Source organism: Paraburkholderia sp. BL6665CI2N2 (assembly GCF_004366535.1).
Classification (GTDB): Bacteria; Pseudomonadota; Gammaproteobacteria; order Burkholderiales; family Burkholderiaceae; genus Paraburkholderia.
Genome location: NZ_SORC01000001.1, coordinates 1,011,090 through 1,028,967, shown reverse-complemented (window position 1 = coordinate 1,028,967; position 17,878 = coordinate 1,011,090). Strand labels below are relative to the sequence as shown.

The following is a 17,878-nucleotide window of genomic DNA, read 5'->3' as shown; positions in this document are numbered from 1 at the left end:
CGCGTCATGACACTCCGCTACGCCGACGACGATATCGAGCGACAAACCCATTCGCCCCCTCACTTCGGCAACAGCCCCTTAGCCTGGTCTAGCATCTTGTCGAACGCCTTACTGAACCCACCGGCCTGATCGTCGCTCTTCTTTTGCGCGGGCGCCTGCGAAGCGGCGACGCAGGCAGCACGCATTTCCGGATGCTCTGTCCAACAAGTGGTAGCCAACTGTTTGGCGCGGTTCATATCGCCATGCTCGCGATACCACGAGATCACGTTAGGCCAGGTCACCGACGTCCGGCCGAAATAATCGAACTGTTGCAGCAAGAATGCTTCGCCCTGCTTCGGGTCTTTTTGTCCGATGCGGCTGGCAAGGTTGGTCTGCACTGCCCACGAGCGGTCGCGTGAAGCCAGGTTGCGCCGCAGCACCTGCGCCTGCGTATCCGGCGGCGCCGACCGCGAAAGTGTCATCAGATTCGACAACAGGAACACGGGGTAGGCATGGTCCGCCGTGGGACCGGATGCGACCGTTAGAGCCACCTGCAGCGCCTGCGAGTAGTTGCCCGCCGCTTGCAGATCCTGCATGTCGGATATGGCCTTGTAGTGAGCCAGAATGAGCGGCGTCGAGCCACGCTTGCGCGCTGCATTCCAAGGCTCGGGCCGTGCATCGGGCAGTTTGTCGCCAAGCATCGGGCGCACGAGTGCGGTCAGGTTATCCTCGCGAGCGGCCGGGTCGCCGTGATCGTCATGCAAAGTTTCGAGTTGCGCCGCGATCTGATCGTCGATGACCGCACGCGCGTCGAAGAGATTTTCCGCGACGCTCGCCTGGGCGCCCGCGCGCGCGGACGTGTACTGTGCGACCGCGTCGCGCAGTTCGCCAATGCTGCTGAGCTGATTCACCGTTTGCGCTGCACCGCCGCCGACAGCCGGCGCGATAGGCTGAGTACGCGCCTGCGCCGCAGCCTGCTGTCCGGCCTTCTCTCGCCCTGCTTGCAGTTGCTTTTCGTGCAGCTTCTTCCGGCGTGCTTTGGCATCCTGATCGTATGCAATGACGCGTTCGAAGAAAGCCTTGAAACCGTCGACGTAGGAATAGCCGCAACGCAGGCTGATCGTCGCACCGAAGCGGTCTGCCTGTTCTTCGACGTTGCGTTGCCAGGCAGGGAACAACACGCGTGTGCCGAGCGTCTGCACCACAGCGATATTGTCGACTCCGGTCCACGCGTTCGACGTCGGCGATTTATTCGTCACTGTCCAGGCAAGCGACACGATGGCAAGCGACGTATCACCGGCTGTGCGCGCGTCAAAAATCGCGTGATGGTTGAGATAGATATGCCCGAATTCGTGAGAGAGGATCGCAAATATCTCGTCCTCCGATTCGGCTGACTGCAACCAGCCGATCGACACGAAGATATTGCCGCCCGCGCTCGAGTTTGCGTTGAGTCCGGTCTCGGAGATGATATGCACGGAGCCCGGATAACTCGGCGTGCCCGCGGTTTTCTTGATCGTCGCGAGCAGGCCGTTCAGATATGCCTCCATCTCCGGCATCGGGACGAGACCCCAGCCGTCGGCTCGCGCATTCATCAGGTCGAGTTTGATGTCGGGCCAATCGCGCGCGGGTGGCGGCGGAATCGATCCGACGGTGTCGAGGGTGGGTCCTTTCGCGGAGCCGCCGCCGATGTTCAGGTTCGATATTGCGCCTGGCATTTTGACGTCCGCGCATGCGCCGAGTAGAAGACTCGCGCATGCACCACAGAAGTAGCGCCGTCCGGTGGACATGATTAATGGCACCGGTTGGTGGCGGCGCCAAGAGTCGCGGCCGACTGAACGCCGGCAGACTCGCTGCAGCGTGCGATCTGTGCCTTGCGAACTACCTTTACAGACATGCCGTCAACCCAATAGGGCTTGCCGTCGACTTTCACAGGATAAAAGCCGCGTTCGGAAGGACCCTCGACCGCGAGCGGCAAAGTCGGCGCGTCCATGACCCCTTCTTTTTCGCCTGGCGCGCTGTAAAGCTTTACTGTTCCGCCGGGCTTTTGCGCATCGACAAAAGACTTTGCGTCGTCAGCGGCGGCAAAGCCATTTGTCGTCAATGTGAACACCGCGACCGCCGTCGTGGCAAGAAGTGCATGTCTGATCTGTTGTCGGGCATCGTGAATTCTCCGCATCATCAATTCTCCTTCATATCGGTGATCCAGCGAAACAGGTGTTCGCTCCACTCAAAAAATTCGGCTGCTATCGTGCACGCGATCACATGCGCCACCACGAGAAACGGGATCTGCATCCACTCGCCGATAAGAATCATCGCCACGCCAACTACCACGAGGGCGATTCCGCTCGCGAGAGAGAATGTCAGATTGAAAAGTGCCGTGGATTGCTTCGCTCTCCACCAGGGAGCCGAAAAGCGCGCTTTCCAACGACTGCGTTCTCGATGGAATCGCTTAAACCGCTCTCGAGCGCGGCTCTTACCTACCACAACGAAAAACATCGCCAGAATGCCAATTACTGTATAGAGCCCCAGCCTGCACCATCTGTTCATAGGCATAATCAACCTAGGCTCCCACGCCTCGATATTTTCAAATGTGCTGTGATGGCTCAAAAGATTATCAAGTGCCACAGCATGCAGAAACACGCCAGGTATGCGGTCCTGAAGTGGCGAAAGAATAAGGTCATTCGAATAAGCGAACGCTGTTCCGATCATCACGACGTGGTCCTTGAACGCAGACCTTAGTACATCGTCCAATCCAGTCTCGTCACCGTTCGCCCGTCCGTCACCGTTCGCCCGTCCGTCACCGCTCTTTCGTTGGAACATGCTCGCATGAATCGTTCGATAGTGAACACAAAGGGGCCGACTTGCAGGGCGAAAGATCGCACGCGCTTCAGCGCGTATCAAGAGCGTGAACTCGCTGTCGCTCGAGGTACAGTACATTTGTCCGTCGTCATCGCCCTGGTCCACTCGAATCCAGGAGTCACGGCGCGCTTCGTTTTCTTCGTCCTTAGACACGCGCCATAGAAGACCATCTGACGCGGTGTCCAAAGGCCACGTCACGGACATGAATTTGGCACTGTTGCACGGCACCACAATCCTACCGTCTCTCTTTTCGTAGATATCTTCGAAGATGGCGAAGGCGGCACTCAATTGGCATCTGTCCTTTGAAATGTCAGGAACCTTCCCGTCGCAGTCCTCGGCTTGATCCGTACTCGGTCCCTGCTCCTCTTCACAGGGGGACTCTTTCGGATATACAAGAGGATAAGTCCAGGCGAGCCGGTCTACCGCATGTGCGGAGAACTCAACGCCGACGCGCTTCACTGTCTTCAAGTCAACATCATTGTCGAGCTCCGGATTGGTGACGAGCATGTTCTCCGGCGTCCGGCGGGCCGCCAAGAATACGCGTGTCCCCCTTGACGTCAGACTCGTAAGGGCCTTTTTGAACCCGTCAAATTCAGTAACGTGCGCGTTCCCGTCAGAATGCGCGGGTTCCTTGAGTTCACCTGCACACGTGGTCCTCTCAAGTTCACCGGAACCTCGGCCTCTGGATTGGGAAAGGATCACGTCGATGAAAAGACCCTTCGGCGGGAATCTGTTGAGGTAGCTTAGAAGCCAGGTGTAGAACGGGTAATGAGCCGGCCAGACTTCTCTGCAGCCCGCCAAAGCCTCTCGGTCAATGACGAGCACTGTGATGTCCGTGCCTTTCCAGCCGCGCGGGTCCGCCGCCATATCGTTCTTGCGCTCATAGTCGAACAGATAGCCCGAGAACGGTGCCGCAAAGCGTGCAATCGTCTGCGAGACCATTTCCTCACTAAAGCGTGATGGCACAGCAATTGCCAGCAGCATACCCAGCACCACCGACAAAGCAGCGCGACCCAATAGATACCGAAATCCGACACGTTCGTGGTTCGGACCTTCCTGCGCTTTTTCTTTATCCTTGGTCGCCATCGCCCAGCCCGGAATATCAGTGGAACGAAATAACAAAATGAGTCTAGAAAATCCTCAATCGTTTCGTTAGCTTAATTTCCATCGGGTAAACGCGAGGCGGAGCATGCAATGGTGCATTTCTGTAGAGCTTCTTACGTATGAACAAACACGGTCGCGATCCGCATATTTTATTTTTCATCTGGATGACTAAGATTCTGCCACCTCTTTTTTCCATTACATCGCGAAAGTCTGCGCTGCGTACATCAGCCGATAGTTAGTAATCGACCGCCAAAAGCGTCCCGACTGTCAGGCAGACGACTAACGAAGGTTTCAGACAGCGCGGGGGGTGGCGGATTACGACTATTGGTTGTCGTCCGTTCCACACCGCCTGCGATCACGACCGGAGTATCTGCGTGACGTGGCTCCAACATCGGATCCGTGACTAACGGGCCGCCGATCAGGACGAACGGCGTCGGAACAGGGAACGTTGATGAGCGCAATAAAATCGACCAAGCGCCCGTGCGGGCAAGAACATGCCTGAATGGTCGCGGGCGGCAGCGCATTTTGACTAGTGACGCACGTCAAGCCAATAGGCGGTAAACCGTCACGCTGAAGAACCGGCTTTTCCGGAAATGCATTAAGCCAAACGAATAGCCAGGGCAAAGGACATGCCCACGGTCGAACCCATTGTCGAGGTCGACCGTGGGCCAGGATGCACCATCACGGCAACGCAATCGGCACAGGCCTTGTCAGCAGATCCACATAAAGACCAAAAAACCGATTGTTATCGAACCGCGTGACATAAGTGATCTTCTGCGGCGAAGCTCCTGCCGCCGGCTGGTCCGGATATACCTTCACATGCCCCTGATCTTCACCGCTCGTCGTATCGATATCCAGATACGCACTCTTTGTTTGCGTAGCGTAAGCAGGATCAAGGAAATACGCGATCGTCAACGTATCGAACAGATCGGTATTGCTAGCGAACGCCCCGGCATTGGCAATCCCATACGCCCTCGTCACCGCGGTCTGCTTGCTCGGATTGTTGACGATCTGGTCATACACGCTTTGTGTCAGCGGCACCGTATTCGTCACATCGAGCGGAATCACGGCTTGTGGAATCGACGTCTGCAATACCGTGCGCACAGCCAGTGGATCAAACCACCAGTTGAGTTCTCCCACGGCATTCGCATTGCCCGGCACCGCCATCGCGCCGCCCATGTATACGATCCGCTTGATCAGCGGCACGATCTCCGGCGCCTTCATGATCGCCGTGGCAAGGTTAGTCGGCGGCCCGACCTCCAGAATAGTGACCTGGTTCGGATAGCGCTTGATGGTCTGAATCATGAAATCCGCCGCGCCCTGTGCCTGCAGTTTCGTCGACGCCGCGAACCCGTCCGGCGGCGCAACGAGTTGAGACTGCTGAGTCGGCTCGGGCCGGCTCCACGCGCCGAAGTAGCCGTTCGGATTGGCGGCCTGCTGCGCGCGAATACTCGCTACATCGTATTGCAACGGATAACGGGCCCCGCCGTACACACCCACGACGTTTTGCACGCCCATCCTCTCCACTGCCTTGAGCGCATCCGACTCTTCCTGCAGCAACCAGTCGTTGCCGGTAACGACGGTGAGGCCGAGCAGATTGACCTTGCCCTGCCCCATCAACTGCGTGGTCATGGCGAAAAGCTGGCCGTCGTCGCCCATCGTGTTGAAGTCTGAATCGATGATGACCTTCGGCGCATTGGCGAGAGGATCAGTGGTCGATATGCTGCCTCCGCACGCAGCCAGTCCCAGCGACATCATCAGCATGCCTACGTATTGTGATTTCATGTTCGTCCATTGGAGAGCGTGATTAACAAGGGAACACCATCGTGAGATGGTGCCGATAAATCAACGTCGAGCCACCAAAAGTGGCAATCCGGAGCGCCTCATGTCACAACCGGCATCCGTGTCAGGCTGCGCTGTCGACTTCCGCGCGTGTCGGTATCGAAGGCTGCGCACCCGCGCGCGTCACGGAGATCGACGCCGCGCGTTGTGCGAGGCTGATCGCGCTTTCCAGCGGTTGCCGTGAGGCGAGTTGCGCGGCAAAGACGCCGATAAAAGTGTCGCCGGCCGCCGTCGTATCGACCGCCTGCACCTGAGGCGCGGGGAAATGCATGCCCTCGCCGCCTTCCACTAGCAGATAAGCACCCTGCGCGCCGAGCGTGACGATCACATTGCGCGCCCCGCCCTGTTGTAACTCCGTCGCCGCACGCCGCGCGCCGCTTTGCGATTCGACCGGCAGGCCGGCCAGAATGGCGGCCTCGACCTCGTTCGGCACGAGGTAGTCGACTAGCGGCAGCCATTCCGCCGGCAACGGCCCCGTCGCCGGCGCCGGGTTCAGCACGGTGATCTTGCCGAGCCGTCGAGCGAGCGCGAGGGTTGCGTGAACAGAATCCCACGGCGTTTCCAATTGGCACACCACGACATCGCAAGCCTTGACGGCAGCTTCATGGCGAGCCACGCTTTCCGGCGTGAGTTCGCCGTTGCTGCCGGCGACCACGACAATCGTGTTCTGCCCGTCATCGGACACCGTCACCATGGCGACACCGGTCGGCTGGCCCGGGTGGACCTCCACGCCGCTGCAGTCGATCCCTTCCGCTTCCAGATCCTTGACGCGCTGCGCGCCGTTCGCGTCTTTGCCGACGCATCCGACCATGGCCACCTGCGCGCCGATGCGCGCGGCCGCAACCGCCTGGTTGCCGCCCTTGCCGCCGGCGACCTGTGAGAACTCATGTCCGCCAATCGTCTCGCCGGGGCGCGGCAAATGCGGCGCGCGCGCGACGAGATCCGTATTGATGCTGCCCACTACCAGCACCCGGCCTTGCTTCGTTTCTTTTGACACTTTCATTTTCTCCTGTCGACCAGAGTTAGCGCTTTAGCGCTTACTCTGGTCCCATGCACAGCGGTCGACCAGAGTTAGTGCTTTAGCACTTACTCTGGTCCCATGCAACGCGGTCGACCAGAGTTAGCGCTTTAGCGCTTACTCTGGTCCCATGCAAAGCGGTCGACCAGAGTTAGTGCTTTAGCGTTTACTTTGGTCCCATGCAAAGCGGTCGACCAAAGTTAGCGCTTCAGCCCTTCCTCCGGTCCCACGCAAAGCTGCTGACCATCCACGCGACGTTCACAATTACCCGGCGCGACGACGCCGGCTGCGATAAGTATCCAGCACGACAGCCACGACAATCACCGCTCCCGTGATGAAGCGCTTGGTCGGCTCGGTCGCGCCGATCTGCGCAAGACCCGCGGCCAGCACCGAAATGATCAACACGCCGAAGAATGTGCTCGTCACCGAACCGCGCCCGCCCATCAAACTCGTTCCGCCGATCACCACCGCCGCGATCACCTGCAATTCAATACCCTGCCCGGCATTCGGATCCGCCGCCTCGAGCCGCGAAATCTGGAACAGCGAAGCGAGGCCGGCGAGCAGTCCCATCATCGCGAACACCGCGATCTTGTAAGGCCGCGGATTGACGCCCGCGAGCCGCACCGCTTCCTCGTTCGTGCCGATACCGACCAGATAGCGTCCGAAGACGGTACGCGTCAACACGAACTGCGCGGCGACCATCACCACAATGGCGATGATGAAAGCCGGCGAGATGCCGAACGCCACCGGGTTGGAGAGAAAATCGAAGGCATCGCCGATATAAGCCGTGCGCGAGTTAGTCAACTGATACGCGAGACCACGCGCGGCTTCCAGCACGCCGAGCGACACGATGAACGACGGAATCCGCCACGCCACGGTGATCGCGCCGGTCACGCAGCCGGTCAGCGTCGCGCCCGCCATACCGAGCAAGGCCGCGGGCAGCGCTGGCCAATGCCATTGCAGGGCCGCGACGCTCGTGAGCGCCGCGCCGAGCGCCAGCACCGAGCCGACCGACAGATCGATGCCGGCAATGATCAGCACGAACGTCATGCCGATCGACATCACGACGAGATCGGGAATCTGGTTGGCGATCGTGCTGAACGTGTCGTAGGTCAGAAAGTGCGAACTCAGCAGCGAGAACAGCACGATCATCCCGAGGAGCGCCCCGAGCAATCCAAGGTAGTTCGACAATCCGAGTCGCGTGCCAAGTGGCTTTGCGTTTTTGGGTGGTTCGTTCTGCAGTGTAGGCAGACTGGTTTCAACGGTCATGCTCAATACTCCACTAATTTACTTTCGTCGGGCGCTTTCGCGTCGGGTTCGATCGGTTCGTGCAACATGTCATCGCGCTTGGCGTAGCCCGCGAATGCCGCCGCCAGCAGCGCGTCCTGAGTCCAGTTGCCGCGCTCGAACAGGCCCGTCATGCGTCCCGCCGACATCACCGCGATCCGGTCGCAAATCGCCATCAATTCGCGCAGGTCGCTCGATACCACCACCAGCGCTCGACCTTCGCGAGCCAACGCGCCCATCAATGCATAGATATCGAACTTCGCGCCGACGTCGATGCCGCGCGTCGGCTCATCGAACAGCAACACCGTGCAATCGCGCGCAAGCCACCGGCCGATCACCACCTTCTGCTGATTGCCGCCCGACAACTCGGACACCGGCTGCGACGGCCCGGAACTGCGAATGCGCATCGCGTCGATCTGCTGGTGCGCCAAAGCCGCTTCACGACGGCCGTCCACCACGCCCTTGCTCGACACCGAACGCAAGTGGCCCAGCGAAATGTTGGCGGCGATCGGTTGGGTCAACAACAGTCCCTCGCCTTTGCGATCTTCCGTGATCAGCGCGATACCGTGCTTCACGGCGTCAGACGGCGAAGCGATCGCCACAGGCTCAAGCGCGCCGCCTTCGCGACCGATCGACACCGTGCCCGCGTCCGCGCGGTCAGCGCCATAGATAAGCCGCATCAACTCCGTGCGCCCGGCGCCGATCAGTCCGCTGATGCCAAAAATCTCGCCGGCCTTGACCTCGAAGGACACGTCGCGCACCACCGGCTCGCGCGTCATGCCGGTGACCTTGAAGGCCACCTCGCCGATGCGCCGCTCGCCGAGATCGATCCGGTCGCCGATATCGCGGCCGACCATCAGGGTCACGATACGGTCGGTGGTGAGATTGGCCATCTCGTCGACATGTACGAGCCGGCCGTCGCGCAACACGGCAGCGCGTCTCGCGATACGCTTCAATTCTTCCAACCGATGCGAGATGTACACCAGCGCGACGCCGCGCGCCTTCAACCGCTCGACTTGCTCGAACAGCAGATCGACTTCGCGGGCGGTCAGCATCGCGGTGGGTTCGTCGAGAATCAGCACGCGGCAATCGCCGATCAGATTGCGCGCGATCTCGACCATCTGTTGATGCCCGATGCCGAGCGTGCCGACCAGCGTGTCGGGATCAATTGCGTCGAGGCCGACTTGCGCCATGGCATGCCGTGCATCCTCGCGCAGCTTGGCGCGGTCGATCCAGCCGAACATGCCGCGCTGCGGCAGACGGTTCAGAAAAAGGTTCTCGGCCACCGAGAGCGTGGGCAGCAGGTTCAGCTCCTGCATGACCATGCGCACGCCGAGCGCCTCGGCGTCGTTGCGGCTGGCCGGCGTATAGGCCGCGCCGCCGAGGGTCATCGAACCCGCGGTCGGCGTGACGAGGCCGCCGATGATCTTGGATAAGGTGCTCTTGCCCGCGCCGTTTTCGCCGGTCAGCGCCAGCACTTCGCCTGCGTGCAATTCGAGCGAAACATCGGCGAGCACGGGCTCGGCGTAGGTCTTGCCGATGCCGTGCACGCGCAGCACGGGGGCGGCGTCAGCAAGGGATGAAATTGGAGTGGACATCAGATTGATTCAGGCTGGACAGAAATCAGACGGCGTGGCCCCTTGACGGAGCGGGCCACACCTTGCACCTGTCTTACTTGGTGACCAGATCGACCGGCGTTTCGACGACGCCGGACAATTCAGACTGCTTCTTGTGTTCGGAAAGCGCCTTCAAAGCCGTGTCGATACCGAACACTGCCTGCTTGGCGGCGTATTGATTGGCGGTGGCGAGCACGCGGCCGTCCTTGAGCATCGGCTTGATCGCGTTAATGTCGTCGTAACCGACGATCTGCACCTTGCCTGTCTTGCCGGCCGCGCGCACGGCCGACACGGCGCCGATTGCCATGTTGTCGTTGCCGCACAGCAAGGCCTTGACGTCCGGATTCGCGTTGAGGATCTGGCTCGCGACGGCGTTGCCCTTGTCGATTTCCCACTCGCCCGATTGCAGCGCGACGACCTTCATGCCGCCCGATTGCATGGCCTGCTTGAAGCCGGCCGTGCGTTGCTGCGCGTTGGTTGTGGTGGTGACACCTTCAATAATGCCGACGTTGTCGCCCGCCTTCAGGTGCTTGGCCAGGTAGTCGCCAACCTTCTGTGCGCCCTTCGCGTTATCCGGCCCGACGAACGGGATGTTCAGGTCTTTCGACTTGAGCACGTCGTTGTCCAGCTTGTTGTCGATATTGACCACGATGATGCCGGCATCGACCGCTTTCTTCAGGACCGGCACCAGCGCCTTGGAGTCAGCCGGCGCGATCACCAGCGCGTCGACCTTCGAAACGATCATCTGTTCGACGATGCGGATCTGGTTCGCGGTGTCAGTCTCGTCCTTGATGCCGTTGGTGACGAGATCGAACTTCGCCGGATTCTGCTTCTGATAATCCTTGGCGCCCGTTTCCATGGTCAGGAAGAACTCGTTGGCGAGCGACTTCATCACCAGAGCGACTTTCGGTTTATGGGCGGCCTGGGCAAAGGCTGCCGGCATCGGCAAAATCGACACAGCGAGGAAAGCTGCGCCGGCTGCGATGGCGCGACGGCGCGCCGGTAGAAAATGGCGAATCATTGATGTCTCCGTATCGCTCGTTCGGTCTACTGAGAGCCGTTGAGTCGTGTGATGGGTAAGAACGCCGCACTTGCCGCCACTGGCTGATCCATCAGGGTCGTCCCGTATGCTGGGCAAGTATGGCCAGCTCCAATCCTATCCTCGCGAACTGCGTTATGCTATGTCAAATTTCAAAACTTATCGTTTCAAAAATGGAACACGTGGATTGGGACGACTTGCGCATTCTGGTGGCGATCGCCCGCGAAGGCACCATGCGCTCGGCCGCCGCGGCGTGCGACCTGAGCGCGCCGACTCTGTCGCGCCGCCTGACCGAGCTTGAGCGGCGGCTGGGCGAACCGTTGATCGACCGCGTGCCGTCGGGTTGTACCGTGACGGCGTTCGGCGCCAAGGTGCTGGCCTGGGCAGAACAGATGGAGGACCTGGCGCACCAGATCGAACGCGCCGCGGATGTGAACGGCGGCGCACCCGCGCATGGCACCGTGCGGATCAACGCCGTCGAATGGCCGTCGTACATTCTGCTGAAGCTGCTCGGCTCGTTTCAGGACCGACTGCCCGGACTCGCGATCGAAGTCCTGACTTCGCGGCGTCCTTATAGCCTTGCGCGGCGCGAGGCGGACATCGCTTTGTGGTCCGAGTGCCCCGAAGAGGGTGATCTCTATGTTCGCCGGATCGGCAGGATCCGCTTCGGGCTGTTCGGCTCGCGCGACTACTATCTGCGCCACAAGGCCGCGATCGTGAAGAAGGAGTGGGACAAGCTCTCGTTCGTGGGCTACGACGACCGTCAACCCGATCACCCGGCGACGCAATGGCTGGGGGCGCTGCCCGGCGCTCCGGCGCCGTCGCTGCGCAGCAGCTACGGCATGGGTGTGTTCGACGGCGTGCTGGGCGGCTCAGGACTCGGCATACTCGCCCAGCTAGCCGGCGACACGACCAGCGATCTCGTCTGCGTGGAGAAGCACATCAAGGCGCTCGATCAGGACGTGTGGATGGTGCTGCATCCGGCGCTGCGCGACAGTGAGCGGATCCGGACCGTGGCGAACCTGATTGCCGAGATTTTCCGCTGACGCCGCCTGACGAACGAACGAACGAACGCTAACGTATCGGCCGGTTACGGCTAACCTGCGCGAAACTGAGCGCGATCGTGCCTCATGGTACTGCGACGCCGGCTGCTGCAACAGGAATCGGGGAAGTCACGGAGTTGCCTCACCGTTGCGTGTCGAAAGGCGCGCTCCGGAGCGGCGAGCGGAGAAGCCCATCCGAACCTACGTATGTCGCACACAGCAACAACGATTTCGCGGATGATGGAACCCGCCGCAACCAGCATCCATCGCATGCACAACGTCCAGCACGCCGGCGATCCGCGCCCGGCGGACACCGAAACCGACTTCCCGGTCGTGGACCTCGAGGTCGCATAACCAGCACGGGCAGCTCAGGCTCGTCCGTTTTCAGGAGATACGCCATGTCCCGCACCGTCGCCGAGAAGCGCGCCGCGTTCAAAGCCCTGCACACGTCCGGTTGTTTCGTCCTGCCCAATCCATGGGATGCCGGCAGCGCGCGCTATCTGCATTCGCTCGGCTTCCAGGCGCTTGCCACGACCAGTTCCGGCTTTGCCTGGTCCACCGGACACGCCGACAACAGCTTGCCGCGCGACGCGATCCTCGCGCATCTGCGTAAGATCGTCGAAGCGACCGACCTGCCCGTCAACGCGGACTTCGAGAACGGCTTCGGCAGCACGCCGAACGAGGTCGCGGAAAGTGTCAGGCTCGCCATCGAAACCGGCGTGGCCGGCCTGTCAATCGAAGACGCCACGGGCGACGCCGCCGCGCCGCTATTCTCCATCGAAGTCGCCGTCGAACGGATCAGCGCCGCGCGCCGCGCCATCGACGAAAACGGCGGCGATACGCTGCTGGTCGGCCGCGCGGAGAACTTCTTCGCCGGCTCGCCCGATCTCGACGACGCGATTGCGCGACTCAAGGCCTATTCGGAGGCCGGCGCCGACTGTCTGTACGCGCCGGGCATTCAGACGCGCGAACAGATCGAGGCGGTGGTCGCCGCCGTGGCGCCGAAGCCCGTCAATCTGCTGATCGGCTCGACGTCGGCATTCACGCTGCAGGACGTGACCGCGCTCGGCGTGCGGCGCATCAGCGTCGGCGGCGCGCTGGCCCGCGCGGCGTGGGGCGGTTTCATGCAGGCCGCGCAGTCGCTCGCTCAAGGCCGCTTCGACGGCTTTGCCGGCGCGGCGCCGGGCTCGCAACTCAACGAGCTGTTTGAGAACCGCCGGTGAGTTGAGGTGTCGTGAGGTGACGAAAAGGGCATGCGGGCGGTCGACAACGCGGCGGCCCGCACCGGGCTGCGACGCCGCCATGGTTCGCTGACGAACGTACGCAGTTCGCGTAGCCATGAGAGACTGATGTCTAGCGTGCGTTCAGTCTGCCGACGCCCGCAGCTCGGGCATGTCAGCTATGAAACTTCGTCCTTTCAGAGTGCTTGCCGCACTCCTCGCCTCAAGCGTCGGCTTCTGCCCGGTGGCATCGCACGCCTACGCGCTCGACGCACAATTCGACTGCCAGGCGCGTCCCCACGCGTTCATTACGGAACTCATCGACGACAAGTACATCGAGTCCAATCCCATGCGGGTCGACAAGAACTCCGTCAACGCGTTTCGTCCCGTGCACGGCAGCGACATGACCGTATTCGGTTTTCGCGTGTACGCCGTACTCGGCTATGAGCCGGACGACGGGATGTTCAAGAAAGGCCGCGGCCAGGCGCTCGCGGGCCCGTTATACGGCGTCGTGTTGTCCGCGCCGAGCGAGTCGGTCGAAACGCGCGTGCGCGCGTCCGGAAGCACCGCCAAGGTGCACTCGGTCATCCCATTGCTGCTGACCGCGGTAATTTGCACCAATTGACTGTAGACAGGCGGCCGAGCGCTGTGGTGCTATGCTTTTCGCTCCTCATCGCCCACGCCGCCAAGGTCTTCACGCCGATGCCCTCGTCCGTCCGCAACTCGCTCATCTGGATCTTCGACGCGTTCGAGCGCGATCCGACTTACATCAGCAAGCGGATGTTCGGCAGCGACGCCGCTTATATCGATGGGCTTTTATGCCTGATTGCCGCGGATCGCGACAAGCCGTGGAATGGACTGCTGGTGTGCACGTCGCACGAGCGTCACGCCGCGCTCACTGATGAGATACCGGCTTTGCGGCCGCATCCGGTGCTCGGCAAATGGCTCTACATAACGCAGGACGATCCTGCATTCGAAACCGTCGCCGAACAATTGACGGCGCTGGTGCTCGCCCGCGATTCACGTATAGGCGTCGAGCCGAAGCCGCGTGCACGCGGCAAGAAATCCAAGCTGCCGAAAGCGTAGCGCGTCACATCGTTCGATTGAGCGGCTCACCCGTGCGTTTGCGACGGCGAGATTCTTGTTCTGATCGAGCGCCCGTTGGATCAGGCCATCGAGCACTGGATCATGTAACTGGCTCCGCCATTGCACGGCGCCCTGATCGACCGCTTCAGTGGCAGAATCAGCGGCACCGCAGCATGGTTCGGGAGACTTCGTCATGGGCAACGAAACGCACGTCGAACATCAGACCGGCGCAACCAGCGGATCGGACACCGCACCGGAGATTCCCGGCCAGATCGTGCTGGTCTTTCAGGGCGGCGGCGCCCTCGGCGCTTACCAGGCGGGCGTGTACCAAGCCCTTCATGACGGCAAAGTCGAGCCTCACTGGGTTATCGGCACTTCGATCGGCGCGATAAATGGCGCGATCATCGCCGGCAATCTGCCTGAGAATCGCATGGCGCGCTTGACTCAGTTCTGGAACGGCGTGGCACGTCAGGGTATCGGAGCGGCGGACTGGCTGCCGGGACTCGCGAACTGGCTGCGTGATTTCACCACGGTCACTCAAGGCGTGCCGTCGTTTTTCACGCCACGGCTGCAGTCGTGGACTGGCCTTCAGACACGCGTTCGCTCCGACCAGGCCGCGTTCTATTCGACCGGACCGCTGCGCGAAACCCTGGCTTCGCTAGTCGATTTCGACTATCTGAACCAGAAGAGGACGCGGCTGACCGTCGGCACGGTCAATGTCCGCAGTGGACGCATGCGCTACTTCACGAATCGCGATGCGCTGCTGGACGTCGAACACGTGATGGCTTCCGCCGCTTTTCCGCCCGGCTTCCCGGCGGTGCAACTGGAAGGCGAATCGTACTGGGACGGCGGCATCTATTCGAATACGCCGCTCGAAGCCGTGCTCGACGACCGGCCGCGCCGCGACTCGGTGATTTTTTCGGTGCAGTTGTGGCCTTCGAGCGGCCCGGAACCCGAGTCGATCTTGCAGGTCATGAGCCGGCAACGCGACATTCAGTATTCGAGCCGCGCGGAGAGTCATCTCGATCGGCAGAAGCAGATTCACCGCTTGCGTCACGTGATCCGCGAGCTCGGCCGGCATCTACCTGAAGAGACACTGAATGATCCGGAGGTGCGCGATCTGCTCGGCTGGGGCTGCGGTACGACGATGCGCGTGCTGGAACTCGACGCACCGGCATTCGATAACGACGACCTGAACAGGGACATCGATTTCTCTTCGGCCGGCATCAAACGGCGCTGGCTCGCGGGTTACGAAGACACGGTCCGCATGCTGAAGCGCGCGCCGTGGCGGGAAGCACTGGACCCGATGGAAGGCCTCTCGGTCTTTCGCATGGCATCGGCGGAAAGCCGGCAATAAATCGCGTCAGCGCCGCAAGCAGCGACTCGCGACCTCGGGCGCGGCGTAGGCCGTGCGCGCCTGCTCGCTCACCGCAAATCCTATTTGTACCTGGCACGCAAGACTGTTTGTCCATGGCGGGTATTCGAGATCGGCGCCGATGCGCCTAGATTTCATATCTATCGGAGCCGCTGGCCCGATCAGCATTTGATCCCAAGTTACTTATCCGGAGATTCAGCCATGAGCACATCACAAAAAGTCGTTGTCGTCACGGGCGCATCGCAAGGCATCGGCGCCGAACTGGTCAACGCGTTTCGCAAGCTCGACTACCGCGTGGTCGCAACCGCGCGTTCGGTCAAGCCCTCGGAAGATCCGAACGTCCTGACCGTGGCGGGCGATATCGGCGACCCGGCCACCGCGCAGCGCGTGATCCGTGAAGCCATCGCCCGTTTTGGCCGTATCGACACGCTCGTCAATAACGCCGGCATCTTCGTTGCCAAGCCCTTCACCAGCTATACGGCCGAAGACTACGCACAGGTCACTGCGGTGAACCTCAACGGCTTCTTCTTCATCACGCAGCTCGCCATCGCCGAGATGGAAAAGAACGGCAGCGGCCACGTTGTCAGCATTTCGACGAGTCTCGTCGACCACGCCATCGACGGCGTGCCGTCGGTGCTGGCCTCGCTCACCAAAGGCGGCCTGAACGCGGCCACCAAGTCCCTCGCCATCGAATACGCGAAGAAGGGCATCCGCGCGAACGCCGTCTCGCCGGGCATCATCAAATCGCCGATGCATGCGGAAGAAACTCATGCGGCGCTCGGCGCACTGCATCCTGTCGGACATATGGGCGAAATGAGCGATATCGTGAACGCTGTCCTGTTCCTGGACTCGGCGCCGTTCGTGACGGGCGAAATCCTGCACGTCGACGGCGGCCAGAGCGCAGGTCACTGATCGCGCCAGGGCGCCGCCACCCGGCGCCCTCCACGTCAACCGAGGATTACGGAGAACGCCATGCCTATCGTCACAATTCAGGTGACCCGCGAAGGTTCCAGACCCGGCAACGATGCCGTCACGGCCGACGAAAAAGCCAGGCTGATCGCAGGCGTCAGTCAGGTGCTGCTGGACGTGCTGAACAAGCCGCTCGCGGCGACCTTCGTGGTCATCGAGGAAGTGGACACGGAGAACTGGGGCTGGGGCGGCTTGCCGGTCGAGGCCTATCGCAAGCAGCTCGCCCAGAAGCCGGGTTGAGCGTCGGAACGGGGTCGCTCAACCCGTTGAGTCATCTAGTTTTCAGTTCGCGAACTGCCGCAGTTGCTCGATGCTCTGCTTCAGTTCGCGCTCCAGTTGGACCGTCAGTTCCGCTGCTGGCAACGACCTTGCCAGCGCGGCGGCCTGGCCTGCCCACTGCGCGCCGTAGCCAAACTCCCCTTGCGCCTTCGCTGCCGCATTCAACGCCTTACCTGCATCGTAGGCGATCGGATAGGCGGGCGGACTGGGTGAACGCGCGTCGGCGCCGAGCGCCGTAAAGCTGTTCGCCATGCTTCTCGCCAGCCGCCCGGAGATCGCCGCTGTGAAAGTCGTACGGCGAGCCGCCTCGCCGAGCAACGCGCGACGATAACCCTCGTCGATCGACGTTTCCGGACACGCCACGAAGGCCGTGCCAAGCTGCGCGGCCTGAGCGCCGAGCGCGAGCGCCGCCGCAATGCCGGCGCCGTCCATGATGCCGCCGGCGGCGATCACCGGCAGCCGGCATTCCCTGACCAGCAAACGCGTCAGGGCGAACGTGCCCAACCGGTCGTCGAATGCATCCGGGTCGAAGACACCGCGATGCCCGCCGGCCTCGATACCTTGCGCCACGATCGCATCCACGCCCGCCGCTTCAACCTGCGCGGCCTCCTTCAGATCCGTCGCACTGGCGAGCAGCGTGATGCCCGCCTGCTTCAACTCGGCGATGACATCGGCGGACGGCAAGCCGAAGTGAAAACTGACGATCGCCGGCTTCTCCTCCAGAAAAACCGCCAGCATGGCGGGGTCCGCAAGGAAGCTCGTGTAGATCTCCGACAGCTTCGCCGGTGGCGTCGCTCCGTACTTTTCGAAATGCGGCGCAAGCCAGCGCAACCATTGCTGCTCGAGCGCCGCGTCCGCTTGCGCAGGCTGATGGCAGAACACGTTGATGTTGAACGGCTTGCCCGTCAGTGCGCGGGTCTCCCTGATCACCTTGCGCGCGCCGTCGGCGTTCATCGCTCCGACGCCTAACGAGCCCAGGCCGCCTGCGTTGCAAACGGCCGCGGCCAGTGCGGGCGTGCTGACACCCGCCATCGGCGCCTGAACGATCGGCTTGTCGATGCCCAGCAAGGGCAGCAAGGCACGCTTGCCTGTCTGATTGGTCATGTCGCTTCCTCATCGAGTCTCACTACAATATAGTCCTGATATTCCGTACGAACCCCTG

16 protein-coding genes are annotated in these 17,878 nt (G+C 61.6%); 7 read left to right on the top strand and 9 right to left on the bottom strand.

From position 1 onward, the window contains the following. Positions 1 to 59: 59 nt before the first annotated feature. From B0G81_RS04545 to B0G81_RS04510, 8 genes are all read right to left on the bottom strand, one after another. Positions 60 to 1,694, bottom strand: a complete 1,635-nt coding sequence (locus tag B0G81_RS04545) for a M48 family metalloprotease (RefSeq protein ID WP_243856355.1) — start codon at positions 1,692 to 1,694, stop codon at positions 60 to 62. A 74-nt stretch (positions 1,695 to 1,768) separates the two neighbouring features. Further along, a complete protein-coding gene (locus tag B0G81_RS04540; protein ID WP_243856354.1) occupies positions 1,769 to 2,158 on the bottom strand; it encodes a hypothetical protein in 390 nt (129 codons plus the stop codon). Beyond that, positions 2,158 to 3,924, bottom strand: coding sequence for a CHASE2 domain-containing protein (locus B0G81_RS04535; RefSeq protein ID WP_134133679.1), 1,767 nt, complete (start codon positions 3,922 to 3,924; stop codon positions 2,158 to 2,160). Before B0G81_RS04535 ends, B0G81_RS04540 begins: the two co-directional genes overlap by 1 nt. A gap of 699 nt (positions 3,925 to 4,623) precedes the next feature. Beyond that, positions 4,624 to 5,727 carry a nucleoside hydrolase gene (locus tag B0G81_RS04530; protein ID WP_134133678.1) on the bottom strand — a complete coding sequence of 368 codons (1,104 nt, stop codon included), beginning with the start codon at positions 5,725 to 5,727 and terminating at the stop codon, positions 4,624 to 4,626. A 121-nt stretch (positions 5,728 to 5,848) separates the two neighbouring features. After that, entirely contained in the window at positions 5,849 to 6,787 is a 939-nt protein-coding gene (gene rbsK / locus B0G81_RS04525) for a ribokinase (RefSeq protein WP_116123059.1), read from the bottom strand. 279 nt (positions 6,788 to 7,066) lie between these two features. Beyond that, positions 7,067 to 8,071 (bottom strand): ABC transporter permease, encoded by a 1,005-nt coding sequence (locus B0G81_RS04520; RefSeq protein WP_134133677.1) that lies wholly within the window; start codon positions 8,069 to 8,071, stop codon positions 7,067 to 7,069. 2 nt (positions 8,072 to 8,073) lie between these two features. Beyond that, entirely contained in the window at positions 8,074 to 9,687 is a 1,614-nt protein-coding gene (locus tag B0G81_RS04515) for a sugar ABC transporter ATP-binding protein (protein WP_134133676.1), read from the bottom strand. 73 nt (positions 9,688 to 9,760) lie between these two features. Beyond that, a complete protein-coding gene (locus tag B0G81_RS04510; RefSeq protein WP_116146164.1) occupies positions 9,761 to 10,726 on the bottom strand; it encodes a sugar ABC transporter substrate-binding protein in 966 nt (321 codons plus the stop codon). 191 nt (positions 10,727 to 10,917) lie between these two features. Here B0G81_RS04510 and B0G81_RS04505 point away from each other — a divergent pair, with 191 nt between their 5' ends. From B0G81_RS04505 to B0G81_RS04470, 7 genes are all read left to right on the top strand, one after another. Next, entirely contained in the window at positions 10,918 to 11,790 is an 873-nt protein-coding gene (locus B0G81_RS04505) for a LysR family transcriptional regulator (protein WP_134133675.1), read from the top strand. A 395-nt stretch (positions 11,791 to 12,185) separates the two neighbouring features. Then, positions 12,186 to 13,010 carry an isocitrate lyase/phosphoenolpyruvate mutase family protein gene (locus tag B0G81_RS04500; protein WP_134133674.1) on the top strand — a complete coding sequence of 275 codons (825 nt, stop codon included), beginning with the start codon at positions 12,186 to 12,188 and terminating at the stop codon, positions 13,008 to 13,010. Positions 13,011 to 13,188: 178 nt separating this feature from the next. Further along, complete coding sequence (locus tag B0G81_RS04495) at positions 13,189 to 13,632, top strand: hypothetical protein (protein ID WP_134133673.1); 444 nt, start codon at positions 13,189 to 13,191, stop codon at positions 13,630 to 13,632. 77 nt (positions 13,633 to 13,709) lie between these two features. After that, complete coding sequence (locus tag B0G81_RS04490) at positions 13,710 to 14,093, top strand: hypothetical protein (RefSeq protein WP_134133672.1); 384 nt, start codon at positions 13,710 to 13,712, stop codon at positions 14,091 to 14,093. Positions 14,094 to 14,286: 193 nt separating this feature from the next. Beyond that, entirely contained in the window at positions 14,287 to 15,450 is a 1,164-nt protein-coding gene (locus B0G81_RS04480) for a patatin-like phospholipase family protein (protein ID WP_134133670.1), read from the top strand. A gap of 219 nt (positions 15,451 to 15,669) precedes the next feature. Further along, the gene (locus B0G81_RS04475) at positions 15,670 to 16,380 is read left to right on the top strand and encodes an SDR family oxidoreductase (protein WP_134133669.1); all 711 of its coding nucleotides are present in this window, start codon (positions 15,670 to 15,672) and stop codon (positions 16,378 to 16,380) included. Positions 16,381 to 16,440: 60 nt separating this feature from the next. Continuing rightward, a complete protein-coding gene (locus tag B0G81_RS04470) occupies positions 16,441 to 16,677 on the top strand; it encodes a 4-oxalocrotonate tautomerase family protein (protein WP_116146171.1) in 237 nt (78 codons plus the stop codon). Positions 16,678 to 16,719: 42 nt separating this feature from the next. Here the strand turns inward: B0G81_RS04470 and B0G81_RS04465 are convergent, their stop codons facing one another. Beyond that, positions 16,720 to 17,820: a nitronate monooxygenase gene (locus B0G81_RS04465; protein WP_134133668.1), complete on the bottom strand. Its 1,101-nt coding sequence runs from the start codon at positions 17,818 to 17,820 to the stop codon at positions 16,720 to 16,722. Positions 17,821 to 17,878 lie beyond the last annotated feature (58 nt).